15 protein-coding genes are annotated in these 18,278 nt (G+C 72.5%); 4 read left to right on the top strand and 11 right to left on the bottom strand.

Features of this window, described 5'->3' with window-relative positions:
• The first annotated feature begins 7 nt into the window (after window positions 1-7).
• Both IE241_RS09605 and IE241_RS09610 read left to right on the top strand, forming a co-directional pair.
• Complete coding sequence (locus IE241_RS09605; RefSeq protein ID WP_190021249.1) at window positions 8-1,612, top strand: cell surface protein; 1,605 nt, start codon at window positions 8-10, stop codon at window positions 1,610-1,612.
• Window positions 1,613-1,652: 40 nt separating this feature from the next.
• Entirely contained in the window at window positions 1,653-2,774 is a 1,122-nt protein-coding gene (locus IE241_RS09610) for a hypothetical protein (RefSeq protein WP_190021250.1), read from the top strand.
• Between the two features lie 231 nt (window positions 2,775-3,005).
• On the opposite strand, the gene IE241_RS09615 is transcribed toward IE241_RS09610, so the two are convergent.
• Both IE241_RS09615 and IE241_RS09620 read right to left on the bottom strand, forming a co-directional pair.
• Window positions 3,006-3,335 (bottom strand): branched-chain amino acid transporter permease, encoded by a 330-nt coding sequence (locus IE241_RS09615; RefSeq protein ID WP_190021251.1) that lies wholly within the window; start codon window positions 3,333-3,335, stop codon window positions 3,006-3,008.
• On the bottom strand, window positions 3,328-4,089 hold the full coding sequence (locus IE241_RS09620) for an AzlC family ABC transporter permease (RefSeq protein ID WP_190021252.1): 762 nt from the start codon (window positions 4,087-4,089) through the stop codon (window positions 3,328-3,330). Before IE241_RS09620 ends, IE241_RS09615 begins: the two co-directional genes overlap by 8 nt.
• Window positions 4,090-4,163: 74 nt before the next feature.
• Between IE241_RS09620 and IE241_RS09625 the strand changes: the two genes are divergently transcribed.
• Window positions 4,164-4,610, top strand: coding sequence for an Lrp/AsnC family transcriptional regulator (locus IE241_RS09625; protein WP_268254372.1), 447 nt, complete (start codon window positions 4,164-4,166; stop codon window positions 4,608-4,610).
• A 13-nt stretch (window positions 4,611-4,623) separates the two neighbouring features.
• On the opposite strand, the gene IE241_RS09630 is transcribed toward IE241_RS09625, so the two are convergent.
• Both IE241_RS09630 and IE241_RS09635 read right to left on the bottom strand, forming a co-directional pair.
• Window positions 4,624-5,520, bottom strand: coding sequence for an NmrA family NAD(P)-binding protein (locus IE241_RS09630; protein WP_190021254.1), 897 nt, complete (start codon window positions 5,518-5,520; stop codon window positions 4,624-4,626).
• On the bottom strand, window positions 5,517-5,945 hold the full coding sequence (locus tag IE241_RS09635; RefSeq protein ID WP_190021255.1) for a nuclear transport factor 2 family protein: 429 nt from the start codon (window positions 5,943-5,945) through the stop codon (window positions 5,517-5,519). Before IE241_RS09635 ends, IE241_RS09630 begins: the two co-directional genes overlap by 4 nt.
• 110 nt (window positions 5,946-6,055) lie before the next feature.
• Between IE241_RS09635 and IE241_RS09640 the strand changes: the two genes are divergently transcribed.
• The gene (locus tag IE241_RS09640; protein WP_190021256.1) at window positions 6,056-6,640 is read left to right on the top strand and encodes a TetR/AcrR family transcriptional regulator; all 585 of its coding nucleotides are present in this window, start codon (window positions 6,056-6,058) and stop codon (window positions 6,638-6,640) included.
• A gap of 27 nt (window positions 6,641-6,667) precedes the next feature.
• Here the strand turns inward: IE241_RS09640 and IE241_RS09645 are convergent, their stop codons facing one another.
• The 7 genes from IE241_RS09645 to IE241_RS09675 form a co-directional block, all read right to left on the bottom strand.
• Window positions 6,668-7,228 (bottom strand): CGNR zinc finger domain-containing protein, encoded by a 561-nt coding sequence (locus tag IE241_RS09645; protein WP_190021257.1) that lies wholly within the window; start codon window positions 7,226-7,228, stop codon window positions 6,668-6,670.
• 142 nt (window positions 7,229-7,370) lie between these two features.
• The gene (abc-f, locus tag IE241_RS09650) at window positions 7,371-9,014 is read right to left on the bottom strand and encodes a ribosomal protection-like ABC-F family protein (RefSeq protein WP_190021258.1); all 1,644 of its coding nucleotides are present in this window, start codon (window positions 9,012-9,014) and stop codon (window positions 7,371-7,373) included.
• A gap of 307 nt (window positions 9,015-9,321) precedes the next feature.
• A complete protein-coding gene (locus IE241_RS09655; RefSeq protein ID WP_190021259.1) occupies window positions 9,322-10,344 on the bottom strand; it encodes an alpha/beta fold hydrolase in 1,023 nt (340 codons plus the stop codon).
• 124 nt (window positions 10,345-10,468) lie between these two features.
• Window positions 10,469-10,732 carry a hypothetical protein gene (locus IE241_RS09660; protein WP_190021260.1) on the bottom strand — a complete coding sequence of 88 codons (264 nt, stop codon included), beginning with the start codon at window positions 10,730-10,732 and terminating at the stop codon, window positions 10,469-10,471.
• Window positions 10,733-10,857: 125 nt separating this feature from the next.
• Complete coding sequence (locus IE241_RS09665) at window positions 10,858-12,468, bottom strand: GMC oxidoreductase (protein WP_190021502.1); 1,611 nt, start codon at window positions 12,466-12,468, stop codon at window positions 10,858-10,860.
• 346 nt (window positions 12,469-12,814) lie between these two features.
• Entirely contained in the window at window positions 12,815-15,556 is a 2,742-nt protein-coding gene (locus IE241_RS09670) for an ATP-binding protein (RefSeq protein ID WP_190021261.1), read from the bottom strand.
• A complete protein-coding gene (locus IE241_RS09675) occupies window positions 15,553-18,273 on the bottom strand; it encodes an AAA family ATPase (protein WP_190021262.1) in 2,721 nt (906 codons plus the stop codon). Before IE241_RS09675 ends, IE241_RS09670 begins: the two co-directional genes overlap by 4 nt.
• Between the last annotated feature and the right edge of the window lie 5 nt (window positions 18,274-18,278).

Here is an 18,278-nt window from a genome sequence, read left to right on the forward strand (position 1 = left end):
TCCCGTCATGACCGAGAGCACCGACAGCACTGGCAACACCGACAGCACCGACCTCACGCCCCCGGGCGTCAACGCGGCGTTCAGCACCCCGGACTCGGGCGAGTCCCGGGCCTCCGTATTCATGGTCCGCGGCGACTGGGCCGTCCGGCACGAGGCGGCGGCGGTGGCCCCGCCGGCCGAGGGGGCCGCCGTGCGCGACCTGTGGCCCGGACTCCCCACCACGTACCGGAACGGCTTCGACGCCGCCTGCTCGACGGACTCCGCGCGCGTGTACCTGTTCAAGGGTGCGACCTGCGTGCTGTACGACTTCGTGCAGAACACGACGGTGCCGCCGAACGCCTCCCCGGCGCCGATCGGCGACAGGTTTCCCGGGCTCCGCAAGGACGCACCGGACTTCGCGGAGGGAATCGACGCCGGCCTGCCGGCACCCGACGGCACGGTCTACTTCTTCCGCGGCAGCCGGTGCGTCAACTACGACATCGAGGGCGACGAGGTTCTGGAGCAGGGCGCGATCGCCGACTTCTGGCACAACCCCGACCACCCCGCCCCCGGCATCGCCGACGGCATCGCGGCCGCTTTCAACCACCCGGCCACCAGCAACGGCTATCTCGTCACCCGGGACGGCAAGCGCTACGTCGAGTGCGACACCGACCCCGTCCGGCACCGTGTCACCTCCGGCGCCAAGACGCTCCGGGACCGGTGGCCGTACCGCACGTTCCTGACCGTGCTCGACGGGTCCGACGGCCGGCTCTGGGTCTTCGACGCCGACAGCGGGCAGCCGATCAGGCAGAGCCAGACCGGCCGCGAGCCCGGCGGCGTCGTGATCTCTCCTGACGGCTTCCGGGTCCTGGCGACCGCCAAGGGGGCCGGCGGAGGCGAGGGGACCCTCGCCCTCCTGGACATCACGGCGGGCACCCTCAAGACGGTGGCAGCGGGTGCGTGGCCCTACCGGGTGGCGGTCCTGCCCGACGGTTCCGCGGCCTACGTCACCAACCCGCTGGACGAGGCCGCGCACGCGATCGACCTCGTCACCGGGGAGAAGCACCGCATCGGCACCGGCCCCCGGCCCGACGGCGTCGTGGCATCACCGGAGGGCGACTTCGTCTACATCGGCTGCGACGCCGACCCCGCCGTGGCGGTCGTGGACACCGCACGGCAGGAGGTCGTCAGGGGTCTCGGCGGGTGGACGACCGCGACGTGCATGGCGCTCACCCCCGACGGCGCCACCCTGGCCTTCGGTATCCCACCCGTGAACATGGTGGCCGTCGCCAGCACCTCCGGCAGCGGCGAACCTCCCCTCGTCCCGGTCGGACAGTCCCCGGAACAGCTCGTGGCGTCACCGGACTCCCGGTACGTGTACGTCGCCAACCGCGGTGCGGAGGTGAAGGTGATCGACGTCGCCGCCGTCCGCGAGGTGGCACCCATCCGCGTACGCGACCGCTCGAACGCGATCGCGCTCTCACCCGACGGGGAGCACCTCTTCGTCACCAGTGAGCGCGTCGACTCGGTGCAGAAGGTGCGGGTGTCCGACGGCGTGCAGGTCGAGGAGTTCCCCCTGGGATCGGCCCTGGGCCTCTCCGCTTACCTGGCCGTCGGCCCCGCCTGGGGCTGACAGGACGGCGGAGACCGGAGAGACGGAGGCGAGGCGCGCCATGGGCGTACGACGACCCGAAGAGAGCACCTGTGTGCTGACCTACACCGTGGAGACCGACCCGGCACCGATCCAGGTCTCCCAGGGAACGACACCGGCGACGGCCACACTGCGGATCACCGTCACCAATCACCAGCAGACCCCGGTCCACGTCGAGGAGGTCCGCTTCTCCTACCCGGTGGGAAGCGGGCCCGGGGACCTGACTGCGAAACCGGACAGCGGGGTCCTCGACATCGACGACGGCCAGAAATGGGTGTTCGAGCGCGACTCCGAGACCCCGGCGTTCATCCTCCGGCCGAGGCGCCCGAACCGGCCCTTTCCCTCCAAGGACCAGGTGGAGGTGTCGATCACCGGCATCGAGGTCAACCCGGCGGTGGGCACCAGCAAGCTGACCGTCACCGAAACACTCCAGGGCGGGGGTGAGCCCCGGCAGGAGGAGTGGCCCCTGGCGAAGGTCCCGGCGGGGTTCACCGTGAGCGACTTCCGCCCCACGTACATCCTCGTCCGGAGCGGCTCCCCGGCCGAGCTGACCTGGCGGGGCACCAGCCGGGACGGAGCCACGTACACGATGCTGCACGGCGGCGATCCCGTGGACGTCACCGGCATCCGCAACTGGCCCACGCCGAACCTGCATCGCGACACCGCGTTCGTACTCGCGGTGGAGGTGGACGTGGACGGCAACGTCGCCGAGTACGCGCTGACGACCGCCGTCACGGTCGCCCGGCCCGACCTGACCATCGGCGACCTCACCGTCCACGGGAAGACCACGCTCACCCACCTGCCCACGGAGTTCGGCCTGGGGGAGGCGGACGAGCTCACGTACACGGCGGAGACGGACGGCTTTCTCACCGGGCAGCTCGTCACCGAGGAGGACGCACCGGGCGACGACGCCCCCACGCTCACGGTCACGGTCTCGGCCGACGGTACGGACCGGCTCACCAGCGTCCAGTCACGGCACGCACCGCCGGACCCCGAGGATCCGAGGTTCCCGGGCTCCCGGCTGACGGCCGTCGTCCCCCGGGGCGCCCGGGTGACGATCGGCCGCTCGGGCACCGCTCCGAGCCGGCACCTCCTCTCCTGGCTGCCCTTCGGTACCGGCGAACTCAAGCCCGTGGACCCCTGATGGCCGCACCTGCACGGAACCGGGCCCCGCCCCGGGACCGGGCGCCGGCGACGTGCGGCGCCGGCCCGGCACTGCCCATCAGCGTCCGCGGGGCCTCGGGCGCACTGTAAGCACCGCGCGCGGTCCGAGGGATATCCGGTGCCGACACCGAAATCCACGGCTCCCTTCTCGGGGGCGACCAACACACTTCAAGGGCAGGTCAAGTTACAAAACAACGGACCGAACGCTCAGTCAGGGAGCGAAGACCGCGCTGGCCAGGATCACGTGGGCGGCCGTGCCTCCGAGGATGCTCAGCAGGGCGTTGCGGCGCCACAGGTGCAGGCCGACGGTGACGGCGAGGGCGATCAGCGGGGCCAGGGTGCGTGTCTGGGTGAGGGACAGGTCGCGCAGGCAGTAGACGAGGAGGATCACCATGACGCCGGCGGGCATGCGGGTGCTGAGGTATTGGACGATGCTGCTGGCACGCAGGGGTGTGAGGGCGGCGAAGGGAAGGGCTCGCAGGCCCCAGGTGACGGCGGCGGCGACGAGGACGGCGGCGATGGCGTAGCGGGTGTCAGGCACGGGTCGGCTTCCTGCCGTTGGTGAAGTGGCGGGCCAGGAGGGCGGCGGTGAACAGGGCGAAGGCGGCCAGAAGCATCTGGCCCGGGAAGAGGAGCCGGGCGGCCAGGGCGCTGACCAGGGCGAGCGCGGGGGTGGGCAGGTCGCCGCGCAGGTCCCGGACGGCGTCGAGGGCGAGGACCGTGAACATGGCGGTGAGGGCGAAGTCCAGGCCGGTGACGCCCTCCGGGATGAGGGAGCCGAGCAGGGCCCCGGCCACCGCGCTGACCGCCCAGTACAGGTGCAGGAAGAGCTGCAGCCACAGGATGCGCCGGCCGGGCCAGGAGCGGGCCTGTTTCCCGGTGGTCAGCGCGTACGCCTCGTCGCACAGGGCGAAGGTGGCGTACGTCTTGCCGAGGCGGCCGGTCACGCGGTGCAGGGGGAAGGACAGCGCGTAGAAGACGTGCCGGACGTTCACCATGAACGCGGACAGCGCGATGGCGGCCAGCGGGGCCGCGGCGGTGACCATGCCGATGAGCAGGAACTCGAACGATCCGCCGAAGGCGAGCGTCGCGGACAGCCCCGCCCACCACCAGTCCAGGCCCGACTGGGTCACGAGCGCCCCGAAGGCGAGGCCGAGCGGGATGAATCCCAGGCCGGCGCCCGCGGATTCCTTGAACGCCGCACGCGCCTCGGACGGTCCGGCAGCCGGAGGGACGGGCGCAGGGGCGGGCGCAGGCCGGGAACGGCTCCCGGCAACAGCAGGGCTTATGTTCATGGAGAAATTTTAGGAAGAATCCCGTCTCATATGGTTGCCGATTATCGCTCTATGATGGCGCTGTGAGCAATGAAATGGGCCTTGACGAGCTCGATCGAGAAATTTTGTTTCACCTTCGTCAGGACGGGCGGCTGACCAACGTCGAGCTGGCCAAGCGGGTCGGCCTGACCCCGCCGCCCTGCCTGCGCCGGGTCAAACGGCTGGAGGAGGCCGGCGTCATCGCCGGGTACCGGGCCGTCATCAATCCCGAGGCCATGGGCCGCGGGCTGGAGGTCCTCATCGACGTCGAGATCTACGCCCAGGACCGTAAGAGCTTCGAGGAGTTCGAGGACACCGTGGCCTCCTACGACGAGGTCGTCGAGTTCCGCCGCATGTACGGGCGCCCCGACTACTTCATCCGCGTCGCCGTGGCGGACCACGCCGCCTACGAAGCCTTCCTCACCGGCAAGCTCAGCTGCCTGCCCGCCGTCCTCCGCCTCGAATCCCACCTGACCATGAAGAAGATCAAGACCAACCGGTGAGCGCGGTGCGCGTCTACCCGGCCTGGCCGGTCTCCGGCCTTGCCCGGCAGGACAGTTCCCGTTCGGCTACCACCCGGAAACCGTGGGGCGGGCGACCGGTGAGGCGCTGGACGGTGTCGGTGGTACGGTCCTCGGCTCCCTCGGCGATGGCGCGGTCCATGTCGGCCAGCATCGTGGCGAAGTCGGGCGGCATCAGTGCGGCGAGCCGGTCGCGCAGGCCGTCGTAGGTCAGGTGGTGGTGGGCCACGGGGCGGCCGGTGACCTGGGTGACGATCGTGGCGATGTCGTCGTGGCTGAGTGCTTCCGGTCCGGTCAGGACCAAGTCGGCATTGGGGGCGCGGTCGTCGGTCAAGGCGTGCACGGCGACCGCGGCGATGTCGTCGGCGTCGACGAAGCCGACCCGGCCGGTTCCGGTCGCGGTCAGGATGACGCCCTGCTCGCGAATGCTGTCGGCGTGGGCGTGCGCGCCGGTGAAGTTCTGCATGAACCAGGAGGGCCGCAGCACCGCCCACTGGTCGAACAGGCCGGGCAGGGCCTGGTGCACCGCCCCCACCGCAGGCCCGCCCTCGGGGATGGCCGAGGAGCTGAGCAGTACGGCGCGCCGCACGCCGGCGGCGCGGGCCTGCCGGAGGAAGGGCACCATGACCGCGGCCGGGTCGGGGTCACCGACGGGCGGGACGAGGTAGACACGGTCGGTTCCGTCGAGTGCGTCTCCGAAGGTGGCCGGGGCGTACCAGTCGAAGCGGACCGGTTCCGCGCCCGGGAGCGGGGTGGCCCGGCGGCCGGCGGCCTTGACACGGTGCCCGGCGGCGATCAGCTGCGCGGTGGTGCGGCGGCCGGTGGTACCGGTGGCGCCGATGACGAGAACGGCGGCGCTGCAAGCGCCGGTGGCAGTGGCAGTGGCAGTCATCGGGCGCTGCTCCCCGTGAAGTCCAGCCCGGGTGTGCGGACGGCGAGAGGGTTCCAGTAGTCGCGGTAGGAGGTGAACCGTCCGTCCCGGACGGTCACGACGGCGATGTAGGTCATGTCGAAGGGGATTCCTGTCGCGACCACACGGCCCACCCCGCGCATCTCGACCACGATGGTCCCGGGATCGGTGGTCTTGTGGATCTTCAGGTCGGGGAAGTCGTGCAGGTCGATGCGGTCGGGGTAGTCGTGCATGTAGGCGGCGATGGCCTCCCGCCCCTCCAACCGCTCGGGCCACCCCGGAGGAGCGAACGGGAACTCCATCACGCCGCGCTCGGCCCACAGGCCGACCCAGGCGGGAATGTCCTTGTCCAGGAGCAGGCGCAGGCTGTGGCGGTAGAGCTCCGCCGGTGAGGTGGTTGCGGGCATGAGGTTCTCCGTCCCGTACGATACGGACCAGCGGTCCGCTTCTTCCGGCAAAGATACGGACCGCTGGTCCGCATCGCAACCTGAGGAACCTGAGAAACCGGAGGAATCCCGTGCCCGAACGCAAGCCACGCAAGGACGCAGCCCGTAACCGGGCAGCCGTCTTCACGGCCGCCGACTCCCTCTTCGCTCAATGCCGGAGCCCCGAAGAAGTGACCATGGCCGACATCGCGGCAGCGGCAGGCGTCGGCAAGGGAACGCTCTTCCGGGCCTTCGGCGACCGCACCGCGCTGATCCGCGCGCTGTACGAGGCCCGGCTCGAACCGGTCAGGAACGCCGTCGAAGAGGGTCCGCCGCCTCTGGGTCCCGCCACCCCGCCGCTGCAGCGCGTGCCGGCCCTGCTCGACGCCGTCCTGTGCTTCAAGCTCGACAACCGCCACCTGGCGCAGGCCCTGGAGGGAACCGGCACGGACAGCCCCTACCGGACGGAGCACTACGAGCGGTGGCACACCCTGCTCCGCGACCTGCTGCAGCGCATCCCGGCGCCGGCCGACAGTGACTTCACCGCCCACGCCCTGCTCGCCGCCACCCGGGCCGACCTCGTCGCGTACCTGACCGACGAGAAGGAGATGCCGCGCGAGGAACTGCGGGACCGGCTGGCGAAGTTCACCGCCGGAGTCCTCGGCAGCACCACGTGAAGTTATCCGGCGAAGCTTCGCCGGCGGTCACCCCGTGGAGCCGACGGCCGTCTTCCTGCGGGCGCGGTACGCAGCAGCCTTGATCTTGTTGCCGCAGGACTCCATGCCGCACCACTGGCGCCGTCTGCCGCGCGAGCGGTCGATGTAGACCCGGGTGCACTCGGGGTTGCCGCACTCCTTGAGCAGGGGTACGTCCGGGCCGCTCAGCAGTTCCACCACGTACCGGGCGACGGTGGACAGCGCTTCTCGCTGCGTTGCGGCCGTCCAGCGGCCGGAGTGGGTCAGCTGCGGCGCCGCAGGTGCCCTGCGGGCAGCGTCGTTGACCACGGCCAGCGCTTCGTCGTCGAAGTCCGCGCCCAGGCGCCGGGCCGTGATCAACTGGTAGGCGGCCTCCCGTACGGCCGTCGCCCGCCCCACATCGGCCTGCCGGGCGGGCGAGACGGAGTCGACGATGCCGGACTCCACGTACCACGCGTCCAGACGGTCCGGTGCCGCGAACATCTCGAATCGCGCCGTGCGGCGTGCCCGGAGCGTGGCCGCGAAATCCAGGGCCGGGTTGCCGCACACGAAGACGTGATCCATGTTCACGTCACCATCTTGGCGGGTGACTATGACGCTCGCAAGGGTCGTCGGCCACAACCGGTACAGCCTGTACAGCCGTTACAGCGACGGAACTCCCTCCGTGGCTGTCCAGGGCGATCGGGCGTGGCGCGGGCGGCGCGTCAGCGGCTCAGGTCTGCGGCGCTCCCGTCTCCGTCAGTTCGCCGTCGGCGACCCGCAGCCATCGGTCGACGCCGATCCGCTCCAGGAAGCGCTCGTCGTGGCTGACCACGACGAACGCGCCGCGGTAGCACGTGAGGGCGCTCTCCAGCTGCCCCGCGCTGACCAGGTCGAGATTGTTCGTCGGCTCGTCCAGCAGCAGGAGCTGCGGGGCCGGTTCGGCGCACAGGACGCAGGCCAGGGTGGCGCGCAGGCGTTCACCGCCGGAGAGTACGCGCACGGGCAGGTGCGCTCGGGGGCCGCGGAAGAGGAAGCGCGCGAGCAGGTTCATCCGCTCCGCCTCCGGCCGGTGCGGGGCGAACACCGCGAAGTTCTCGGCCACCGTGCGGTCGGGGTCGAGCAGATCCAGGCGCTGCGACAGGGAGGCGATACGCCCGTCCGCCCGCTTGATGTTTCCGCCGTCCAGGGCCAGTTCACCGTCGATCAGCCGCAGCAGGGTGGTCTTTCCCGCGCCGTTGGGGCCGGTGAGCGCGATGCGTTCGGGTCCGCGGATCGTGAGGTCGACGCCGTCCCCCGCGAACAGGTTCCGCTCGCCGCGGCGGATCTGCATCTGCTCGCCCAGGACGACGGTGCGTCCGGCGGGAACGTCCGTGTCGGGCAGTTCCAGGACGAGCCGCTGCTCGTCCCGCAGGGCACGCCCCGCTTCGTCGAGCCTGGCCTGCGCCTCGTGCAGGCGGCCGGCGTGCATCTGGCCCGCCCGGCCGGCGGATTCCTGGGCGCCGCGCTTCATGTTCCCGGCGAAGATGCGCGGCAGGCCGGCGCTCTTGAGGTTGCGGGCGGCGTTGCTCGCGCGGCGCTCGGCCCGTTCCCGGGCCTGCTGCATCTCGCGCTTCTCCCGCTTCAGCTCCTGTTCGGCGTTGCGTACGTTCTTCTCCGCGACGTCCCGCTCGGCCCGTACGGCCTGCTCGTATTGAGTGAAGTTGCCCCCGTACGAGCGGAGTTCACCGCGATCGAGTTCGGCGATGCGCTCCATGCGGTCCAGCAGGGCCCGGTCGTGGCTCACGACCAGCAGGCTGCCGTTCCAGTCCGAGAGCACGTCGTAGAGGTTGTGGCGGGCTTCGAGGTCGAGGTTGTTGGTGGGTTCGTCCAGCAGCAGTACGTCGGGGCGCTTGAGCAGCTGTGCTGCCAGCCCGAGGCTGACGATCTGGCCGCCGCTGAGCGTGCCCAGGGTCCGGTCGAGGGCGAGATGGGCGAGGCCGAGCCGGTCGAGCTGGGCCCGGGTGCGCTCCTCGATGTCCCAGTCGTCGCCGATGGCCGTGAAGTGTTCCTCGCTCACGTCGCCGGACTCGACGGCGTCGATGGCGCGGATCACCGCGTCGACGCCCAGGACCTCGGCCACCGTCGGCTCACCGGTCAAAGGGAGGTTCTGCGGAAGGTAGCCGATCGAGCCGTTCACGTTCAACACGCCTGCCGCGGGGCGCAGTTCACCGGCGATCAGCTTCAGCAGGGTGCTCTTGCCGGAGCCGTTGGGTGCCACGAGCCCCGTACGGCCGGCGCCGACGGTGAAGGACAGGCCCTCGAAGACAAGGGTGTCGTCGGGCCAGGAGAAGGCCAGCTGGGAGCAGGTGACGGAAGCGGCCGAAGTGACAGACATGGGGATGACCTCGCGAGAGACAGAGGGCAGGCCCGCTCTGCGAGGAAACCGCTGTACGGAATTCGCCACGCGAAAGACACTGCCCCTGAGACAGGGAAAGAGGGGACGACGAGATGACCACGACGGCGGCACTGCCAAGAGTGCGCCTGCCGGTGGTCGATCAGATCCGGGTATCACCCGGAGATGTCGTCGTCACCCGCCATGTCTGGAACTCCTCCGCGAAAGATCAATTACCGGGGCAACGGTATCAGGCTCCGTGCGGTCGCCCGCAAGCCCTTTTCTTCAGAGCACCAGGTCCCACGATTGCTCATCGGAGTCGGTCAGCGTCGATGACCGCCCGGGCGAACGCCCCCGGCGCTTCCTGCGGTGCATTGTGGCCGATACCGTTCAGGGTCCGGTGGTCGTACGGGCCCGCGAATCTGTCCCGGTACGCCTCCCCGCCGCCCGGAACCGTGAACGGGTCGCGCTCGGCGTCGAGCGTCACCGTCGGCACGGTGATGACCGGCCGGGCGGTGAGCCGCTTCTCGTACGGTTCGTAGCGCCGTTCCCCCTCGGCCAGGCTCAGCCGCCAGCGGTAGTTGTGGATGACGATGGCGGCGTAGTCCGGGTTCTCGAAGGCGGCGGCCGTGCGCTCGAAGGTGGCGTCGTCGAAGTTCCACGTCGGGGACACGGTGTCCCAGACCAGCCGCGTCAGGTCGTGCCGCTTGTCCTTGTCCTCCATGGCGATCCGGCCCCGCTCCGTGGAGAAGTAGTACTGGTACCACCAGGCGTGCTCGGTCGCCGGCGCCAGCGGCTGAAGGTTCGCTTCGAGGTTGATGACAAGGTATCCGCCGACCGACACCAGGGCCTTGCAGCGCTCGGGCCACAGCGCCGCGATGACATCGGCGGTCCGCGCTCCCCAGTCGAATCCGGCGAGCACCGCCTTCTCCAGCCCCAGTGCGTCCATCAGGGCGATGATGTCGAGGGCGAGGGCCGACTGCTGCCCGTTTCTGAAGGTCCGTGGCGAGACGAAGCGCGTCGTGCCGTGGCCGCGCAGATACGGCACGATCACTCGGTAGCCCTCCGCCGCCAGCAGGGGCGCGACATCGACGAAGCTGTGGATGTCGTACGGCCAGCCGTGCAGACAGATGACCGGCGGCCCGTGCGCCGGCCCGGCTTCGGCGTAGCCGATCTCCAGCAGACCGGCCCTGACCTTCTTGAGCGGAGGGAACGCGGTGCGCCCTGTGACAGCCGAGGCCTGCGCCGCCCCCGCCGGTCCCGCCAGTGGCGCGGCGACCGCACCACCGGCACCCAGGCCGAGAGCCTTGCCGAACGTACGCCTGTTGATCATAAAAGCCCTCCGCGCGTCCCGAAGTGCCGGCCTGCGAGCGATCTGCGCCTCGCAGGAGATCCCACGCCCGCAGGGGTCCCGACGACCGCCATGGGCGTGCCATACGACTGTGGCACAGCCTGCGTCACTGGTCAAACAGGTGACGTAGGCCAAGTCGCGGCACATCAGAGGGGTTTGACCGCCGAGCGGCCGGCACCCGGTCCCGCAGCTCGGGCCGGATCTCCGCCGCGACCAGCAGGCGCCGGGCCTGTTCCTCGGAGAGCGGCTCCAGCTCGGTCACGTGCAGGGGCCGGGACCAGGCGGGGACGAGCAGCCGGCCTGCCGTGCGGGCGTGGTCCATCATGCGCCGCAGCAGCGTCGACTTGCCGATGCCGCCCGGCCCGTACACGTAGAACGCGAAGGGCGCCTACGGGCGGGCGGCCGGCCTCCTCCGCGCAGACTGCCCCCGAGGAGGACCGGCCGGGCCGGTCCTCCTCGGGGTTCCTCCGTCCGGGGGTTCCTCCGGTCCGCGGTTCAGGACGCGGTGATGTCCTGCTTGATGATGCGCTCGACGTTGCGTTCCGCCAGCGCCGTGATGGTCACGAAGGGGTTGACGCCGATGCTGCCGGGGATGAGCGAGCCGTCCGTCACGTAGAGGTTCTTGTAACCGGCGACCCGGCCGTAGTCGTCGGTGGCCTTGCCCAGCACGCAGCCGCCGAGCGGGTGGTAGCAGAAGTCGTCGGCGAAGGCCTTGAGCTGCTTGCCGAAGAGGTCGTACCGGTACATCGTGGTGTTGGCCTTGTTGATGCGGTCGAAGAGCGACTTCGCGGCGGCGACCGCGGGCGCGTTCTGCTCCCGGGTCCAGCGCAGGTCCGCCCGGTCCTTGGCCGCGTCGTAGACGAAGGTGCCGCGCTGGGGGTTCTTGGTGATGGCCAGGTAGAGGCTGACCCAGGTCTCCACGCCCGCCGGCATGGGCGCTATCTCGGCGAAGACGGGGGCGTCGGGGTTGTCCCAGTCGTCGATGCCCAGGGCGGGGATCGACGACTGCTTGGTGCCCGTGGGGTTCCACACGTGGTTGGCGCGGGCGGTCATGATGTTGCCGTTGGGACCCCAGCCCGCGCCGACCTCGGAGCTGAGGTTCGGCAGGGTGCCGGTCTCCCGGGCCCGCAGCAGCAGTTCGGTCGAGCCGAGGCTGCCGGCGCCGAGGAAGAGGTGGCGGCAGGAGATCTCCTTGGTCGCCAGCAGCTTGCCGTCGGCGTCCTTCTGCTCCACGGTCAGCAGGTACGTGCCGTCCTTCTGCTGACGGATCGTCTTGACCTGGTGCAGGGTCTCGATGGTGACCTTGCCGGTGCCGAGGGCGGCGGCCAGGTAGCTCTTGTCGAGGGAGACCTTGCCGTGGTTGTTGCCGTAGATGACCTCGGCGGCCAGCCCGGACTTGGGCACCGTGCCGTCCGCCTCGCGCCGCATGTAGTCCCAGTCGTAGACGTTGGGCACGAAGGTGGTCTTCAGGCCCGCCTTCTCGGCCTGCTCGCGCGAGACCCGGGCGAACTTGTACCAGTCGGTCTGCTCGAACCAGCCCTTGTCGATGCTGCCCACCCGGAGGGTCGCGTTGGCGCGCGGGAAGTACCGGTCGTACATCTCGGCGGCGTCGACCCGGGGCAGTACCTCCTCGAAGTACGAGCGCCGGGGCGTGACCGCCATGCCGCCGTTGACGAGCGAGCCACCGCCGACGCCGCGGCCCACGTACACGGACATCTGGTCGAAGTTCACCCGGTCCAGGACGCCCGCGTAGGGGTCGATGTCCCGGTTGGCGAGGTCCAGCCACAGGAAGGAGCCCAGCGGGGCCTCCGTGCGGGTCTTGAACCAGCTGGAGCGCTTGTCGGGCTTGAGCATGCCGCTGAAGACGTTGCCGTCCGGGCCGGGCTGGTTCCACAGCTGGCCCATCTCCAGCATCAGCGTGGGGACCCCTGCCTCGCCGAGGCGCAGCGCGGAGACGGCTGCGCCGTAGCCGGTGCCGATCACGACGGCGGGGACGAACGTCCCGCTGCCGCCGGCGGTCCGGGCGGCGGCGGCCGCGCGGGGGGCGGCGGTGATCGTGGTCTGGCCGGCGAGTGCGGCGGCGCCCAAGGCCGCCAGGCCGAGCATGCGGCGGCGCGACAGGGGCTGGTGTGCTACCACGCTGTTTCTCCTGAGCTTTCGGGGAGAGGAAAGGCGGATGCGAGGGCGCGCGGGACGGCACGGCCGTGGGGATGTCCCGGTACGGTCCGGTGCCGGCAGCCGTTCGCGCTTCTCGTCCGGGTGACCGGAGGCGGTCACCCGGCGTGCGGGTGCCGGGTGGTGAGCCTTCTGGAGCACCGCGAACTGGACGCTATGGAGGCCCCGAGAAGGCTGTCAACTCAATCCGGACGGGCCCGGACTAACCCTGTGGATGCCGGGCCCGGAGGTTCGGTTACTCCGGGTACGGAAGCTTCGGTTCGGTTCGGTCGGCCGGTCAGTCGTCCGCCGGGCCGGGCAGCAGGACGGAGAACGCGGCGAGTTCGGCCCGTCCGGCGACGTGGAGCTTGCGGTAGGCGCTGGTGAGGTGCTTCTCCACGGCGCGTGAGCTCACCTCGAGCCGTTCGGCGATGTCCTTGTTGGGCACCCCGTTGGCGGCGAGCCCGGCGACCCTGCGTTCGGAGCGGGTGAGTGCCGCCACCGCCACCGGGGTGCTGGAGCCGGCCGGGTCGGCGAGTTCGCGGGACGCCCGCTCGGCGATCCACGGCACGCCGCAGGTGAGGGCCTGGTCGCGGGCCCTGCGCAGCCTGACCTTGCCCTCGGCGTGCCGCCCGGCGGCCAGCAGCCGCCGGCCGAGGAGCAGTTCGGTGCGCGCGGCTTCCATGGTGTTCACCGAGTCCCCCAGGAGGGCGGCGGATTCGCGCAGCAGCTCGATGCCCCGCTCCCCCGCCGTGGCCGCGCCCCTGACCCGCTGGACGCGGCCCATGGTGACGGGGGTGCCCCAGGCCACGGCCCGTTCGTACTCCTCGTCGGCGATGTCGAGGGCCTGCTGGGTCCGGCCCAGGCGGTGGTACAGCCCTGCCGCCCAGGTGCGCCAGGGGACGAGGGCGGGGTTGCGCCATTCGGCGCGCTCCGCCGAGCGGCCCCAGTCGAGGATGTACTCCAGGGCCGTGGCCAGGTCTCCCTCGACGGCCGCGACGGAGCCTCGCAGGAGCTGGAGGGGTGAGGGCCGGAAGTCGTGGTCGGCGATCTCGCGGTGGTGGGCGAGCAGCCGCCGGGCCAGCCTGGTGTCCCGGCTGTGGACGGTGACCATGACGAGGGCGGCCATGGAGGACAGCGTGGCCCACTCCGTCATGCCGAGTCCGAGGGCTTCCTCGACGTGGGCCCTGGCCTCCTGCAGGCGCCCCCGGGCCAGCTGGAGGTGGGCGAGCTCGGTGGCGATCACCGCCCGGGGGGCGGGAGCGCCGTCCCGGCGGGCGCGTTCCCACGCGATCATCAGCCAGGGGCCGATGGCCTCCAGCGATTCCGCGGCCACCAGGACGCCGGTCAGGTGCGGCAGTGCGGTGTGGACGTGGGAGGGGGCCGCGGGTTCGTGCTGGAGGACGCGGTTGGCCTGGAAGGCGACGTCGGCGGCGGCCATCTGCTGGGTCACGGTGGCGCCGTGCAGGAGTACGGTGACCAGTTCGCGTTCGGCGGCGGTGTGGATCGGGGGCGTGCTGCCCAGGGCGCGCAACCGTTCGCCGCAGCGTCCGATCTCGCCCGGTCCGGCCACGGCGATGTGGCGCAGCCGGGCCTCGAGCCGCAGAGCGGCCTGGCGTTCGACGCCGGTGAGGCCGTCGGGGTCGCCCAGGTCGGCGGCCGCCTTGGCGACGGTGTCGATGACCGGCGGGGGGCAGCTGCCGAGCAGGAAGGGAGGGATGCGGGCGGCGGCGAGCGCGCGCCCGGCGGGGGTGGGGAGCAGGAGGAGGGCCTGGGAGAGGTGCCTCAGGGCGGTCTGCGGGTCGGTATCGCGCTCCGAAGCGGCCAGGTCGAGCAGCAGGGCCGCCCGGTCGGCGCCGGACGACGAGCTGCCGAGCAGGGCCCGGCGCAGGTAGCGGGCGGCGTCCTGGGGGGCTCCGCGCCGTCGCGCGGCGGTTGCGGCGGAGCGCAGTACGTCGACGGTCCAGCCTTCGTGGCACGAGGTGACGGCAAGGAGCCGGGCGGCCGCCTGTTCCGCCGGGTGGCCGCCGCTGTGCAGCAGTTGCGCGGCGCGCAGGTGGATGTCCTCGTGTTCCGCGGGTGTCATCGATTCCTCGGCTGCCTCCCGCACGGAGGGGTGGGCGAAACGCGGTGCGGGGCCGTCGGTCAGCAGGCCGAGGCGGCGCAGGGATCGCGCGGCCTCCTCGCTGCCGGCGGTGTCGAGCTCCGCGAGGTCGCCGGCCAGTTCGAGGCCTGCGTCCTCGCCGAGGACCGCCAGTGCCCTGGCGAGCCGGCGTACCGGGGCCGGCTGGGAGCGCAGGGCGACGGTGAGGCGCTCGTGCAGCGCGACGGGCCGGGGTTCCCGCACGGCGAGGGCGTGCCCGGGCGACGGTTCGTCCGGGGCGAGGGCGGCCAGGGCCGCGGTGAGGAACAGGGGGTTGCCACCCGATGCCTGGTGGCATGCGGCGGCCTGCGCAGGGTCACCTGGGTGGCCCAGGTGGTCGGCGACGAGGGCCTCGACGGTCTCCACGGGGAGGGGGGCCAGGTGAAGGACGGAGCCGGCGCGTTCCGCGAGGGCCTGCACCGGTGGTGCGTCCGCGCCCGGCTCGCCCTCCCGTACTCCGACGACCATGGTGGTACGCGAGCCGGGCAGCCGTTTGGCGAGCGCGACGAGCCAGCGCAGGGAGGGCGGGTCGGCCCACTGGAGGTCGTCCACGAGAACGAGGAGGGGCTTGCCGGCGCTGTACTCGGTGACGAAGGAGAGGAGTTCGGCGAACCGGTCCGGGCCGGGGACGGGGTCGGGGGCCCGGGAGCCCGGGAGCGGGTCGAGGAGCTGACTCACGACGCCGAAGGGGAAGTCCTGCTCCTGCGGAGCGCAGGCGGCGGTCAGGGTGCGCAGGCCGCGCCGTACGGCGAGTGCGGGCAGCCGCTGCAGCAGGGCGGTCTTGCCGCTGCCGATGCCGCCCGTCACGGCCAGCAGGCGGCCGTCGCCCCGGTGGGCGGCGTCCATCGCCGCGGTGATCAGGTCGAGTTCGCGTTGGCGTCCGCGAAGCGGTGTCATGATGTCGCTTTCGGTTGGTGCCCCAGTGCGGCGGCCAGTTCGGCCCGGCCCTGGATGCCCAGCTTGCGGTAGGTCTTGGTCAGGTGCAGTTCGACGGTGCGCGGAGTGACCGACAGCCGGGACGCGATGGCCCGGTTGGGCAGGCCGTCGGCGGCCAGTGCGGCCACCCGCAGTTCGGCGACGGTCAGTTCCTGCCGGGGCGCCGGTGCGGGGGCGGAGCGGGGCGGGGGCCGCAGTTCCTCGGCGCGCCGGTCCTCGGCACGGGCGGCGGGCGGCCTGCCGCTGCGGATCTGGTTGCGGTGGCCGCCGGTGCCCAGGGTGGGGTCTGGTGTGCGCCGGTCGGCGGGTTCCGCAGCGCCGGGGCCCGCGGGCGGCCGTCCTGCGTCCGCCGCGGCGCCGGGCCGGGCCCCGGGGACGCCCCAGGCGCGTGCGAGGTGCTGTTCCTCGGCGAGGAGGCCGGCGGCCACGGGGTCGTCCGCGGGCGCGCCGCAGGCCGAGGCGGCGACCCAGCGCCAGGGCAGGAAGGCGGGGTTGGTCACCTGCCGGGCGAGGAGCCTGCGCCCGCACTCCAGCAGATCGGCCAGAGCCCGCTCCCGGTGGCCGCGGGCCAGGCGGGTCCGGCCCCGGGCGTAGAACAGGAGGGCCCCGGCCAGTCCGGCTGCGGTGCCGTACGGCTGTGCCAGGGCGAGGAGCCCTTCGGCTTCGTCCGGATCGCCCTGTTCCAGCCGCACCAGGGCCGCGAGGGCGATCAGCCCCGGGGTGAGGAACGGGGAACGGCAGTTGCCGAACATGGTCTCCTGGGCCCGTTCCAGCGCGTCCGACGCGGCGCCGGGCCGTCCGCGGCCCAGTTCGGCGAGGCCGGTGACGAGCAGGGCCAGGCCGGCCACCGGGCGCACGTCCGCGTACTGAGCGCGTACGAGCACGGTGTCGAGGGCCGTGCAGGCCTCCTCGTGGTCGCCGCTGAGTACCAGTACGTGGCAGGCGGCCACCTGCAGGAGGAGCGGCACGGTGCGGCGGGCGGCCGGAGCGAGGGCGGTGCGGGCCAGGCGGCGGGCGAGGCCGATGTCCTGGCCGCGCAGGGCGGTGCGCCAGGCCGCGGCTGCGGCCTCCGCCGCTCCGGCGGGCTCCGGGGGCAGCGGCGGGACCGGAAGGCTGTCCAGCTCGTGGGCGGCTTCCGGCTCGCTCTGTTCGGCGAGCCAATACAGGGCGCGCAGGGCGCCCGCGTCGTCGCCGTCCGGTGCGACGCGCTCGGCGGCCCGGGCGATCAGCGGCTGGGCGGCGGCCATGTCGCCGCGGGCCACCAGGAGTTCGGCGGCGCGTACCCAGGCGGGCCCGGCGGTGGCGTCGGCGGGGGTGAGCAGGGCCTGGCGCAGGTGCCGGTCGGCCGCCCCCGGGTCGGAGGGCAGGAGGGCGACCGCGAGTTCGGTCAGCAGCGGGACGCGCTGCGCGGGCGGGGCGGGTTCGCGCAGGGCGCGCCGGAGCAGCCGGGCGGCGTCGGCCGTCCGGCCGGCGGCACGGTGGCGGGCGGCCTCGCCGCGCAGGAGGCCGACGGCCCAGGCGGCGCCGTCGGGCCGCGCGCCGAGCAGCATGCGGGCCACCGCGCCGTCGGGGGCGGCGGCCCGGTACGCCCATGCGGCGGTACGGGAGTGGAGTGTCTCCCGGCTCTCGACGCTCAGGCCGGCCAGGACGGTCTCGGCCGCCGCCGGGTGCCGGAACGCGGGCCGGTCGCCGGGGAGGAGCAGGCCTGTTCCGGAGAGCCGGGCGAGGGCGCGGGGCGCGTGCGCCCCGGTGAGGGCGGCGATCATGGGCCCGGTGCAGTCGGGGCCGGCGGCCGCGATGACGCGCAGAACGGCGCGGAGTTCTTCGGGCAGCACGGTGAGCGTGTGCCGGGTGCGCTGCCGGACGGCATCCGCGGTGCAGTCGGCCAGGCGCGGCAGGTGGTCGGTGGTCGGCCGCCATCCGTTGCATGCGAACTGAATGGTGACCGAACGCAGCAGGGCGGGGTTCCCGTCGACGGCGCGCGCGGCCGCTTCCCGGAACACGGGGTCGGCCGGGGTGTCCCATGCCCGGGCGAGGAGGTGGCTGACGGCGGGGTCCGGCAGCGGGCCGAGGGCGAGGGTGTGCCGGGCGACGGTGTGCTCGCCGTCCAGCGGGCACGCGTCGATGCGGTCCTCGGGTGCGGCGGGGGCGGCGTCGCTGCGGGAGGTGAGCAGCATCAGGGAGGTGCCCGCGAGGCGGCGGCCGAGGGCCTGCAGCCAGCGCAGGCTCGCCTGGTCGGCGTAGTGGAGGTCGTCGGCGACGAGGAGCAGCGGCTCGGTGCGGGCGGCGGCGAGGAAGACCCGGCACAGGGCGGCCCGTTCCGGCTCCCACGGGCCCTGGAGCGGCTGTGGGGCCGCGGCGTGGCCGCTGCGCGCCAGGTCCCTGTGCAGTTCGGCGGCGAGGCTGTAGGGCAGGCCGGTCTCCTCCGGGCAGGCCTGGGCGGCGGCGACCCGGATGCCGGCCTGCCCGGCCAGGACGGCCGCGCGCTCCAGCAGGGCGCTGCGGCCGATGCCGGGCGGCCCGTGCACCTCGGCGAGCACGGGCCGGCCCCCGCGCAGGTGCTGCAGTGCGGCGGAGAGCAGGGCCTCTTCGCGTTCGCGGCCGGAGAGCGGTGAGGGCGCGCCGGGGCCGTCGCCGGGCGTACGGGGAGCGGGCTGCGGGGTGGTGGTCGGTGACATGTCCG

This window comes from Streptomyces hiroshimensis, from assembly GCF_014650335.1.
GTDB classification, from domain to species: domain Bacteria; phylum Actinomycetota; class Actinomycetes; order Streptomycetales; family Streptomycetaceae; genus Streptomyces; species Streptomyces hiroshimensis.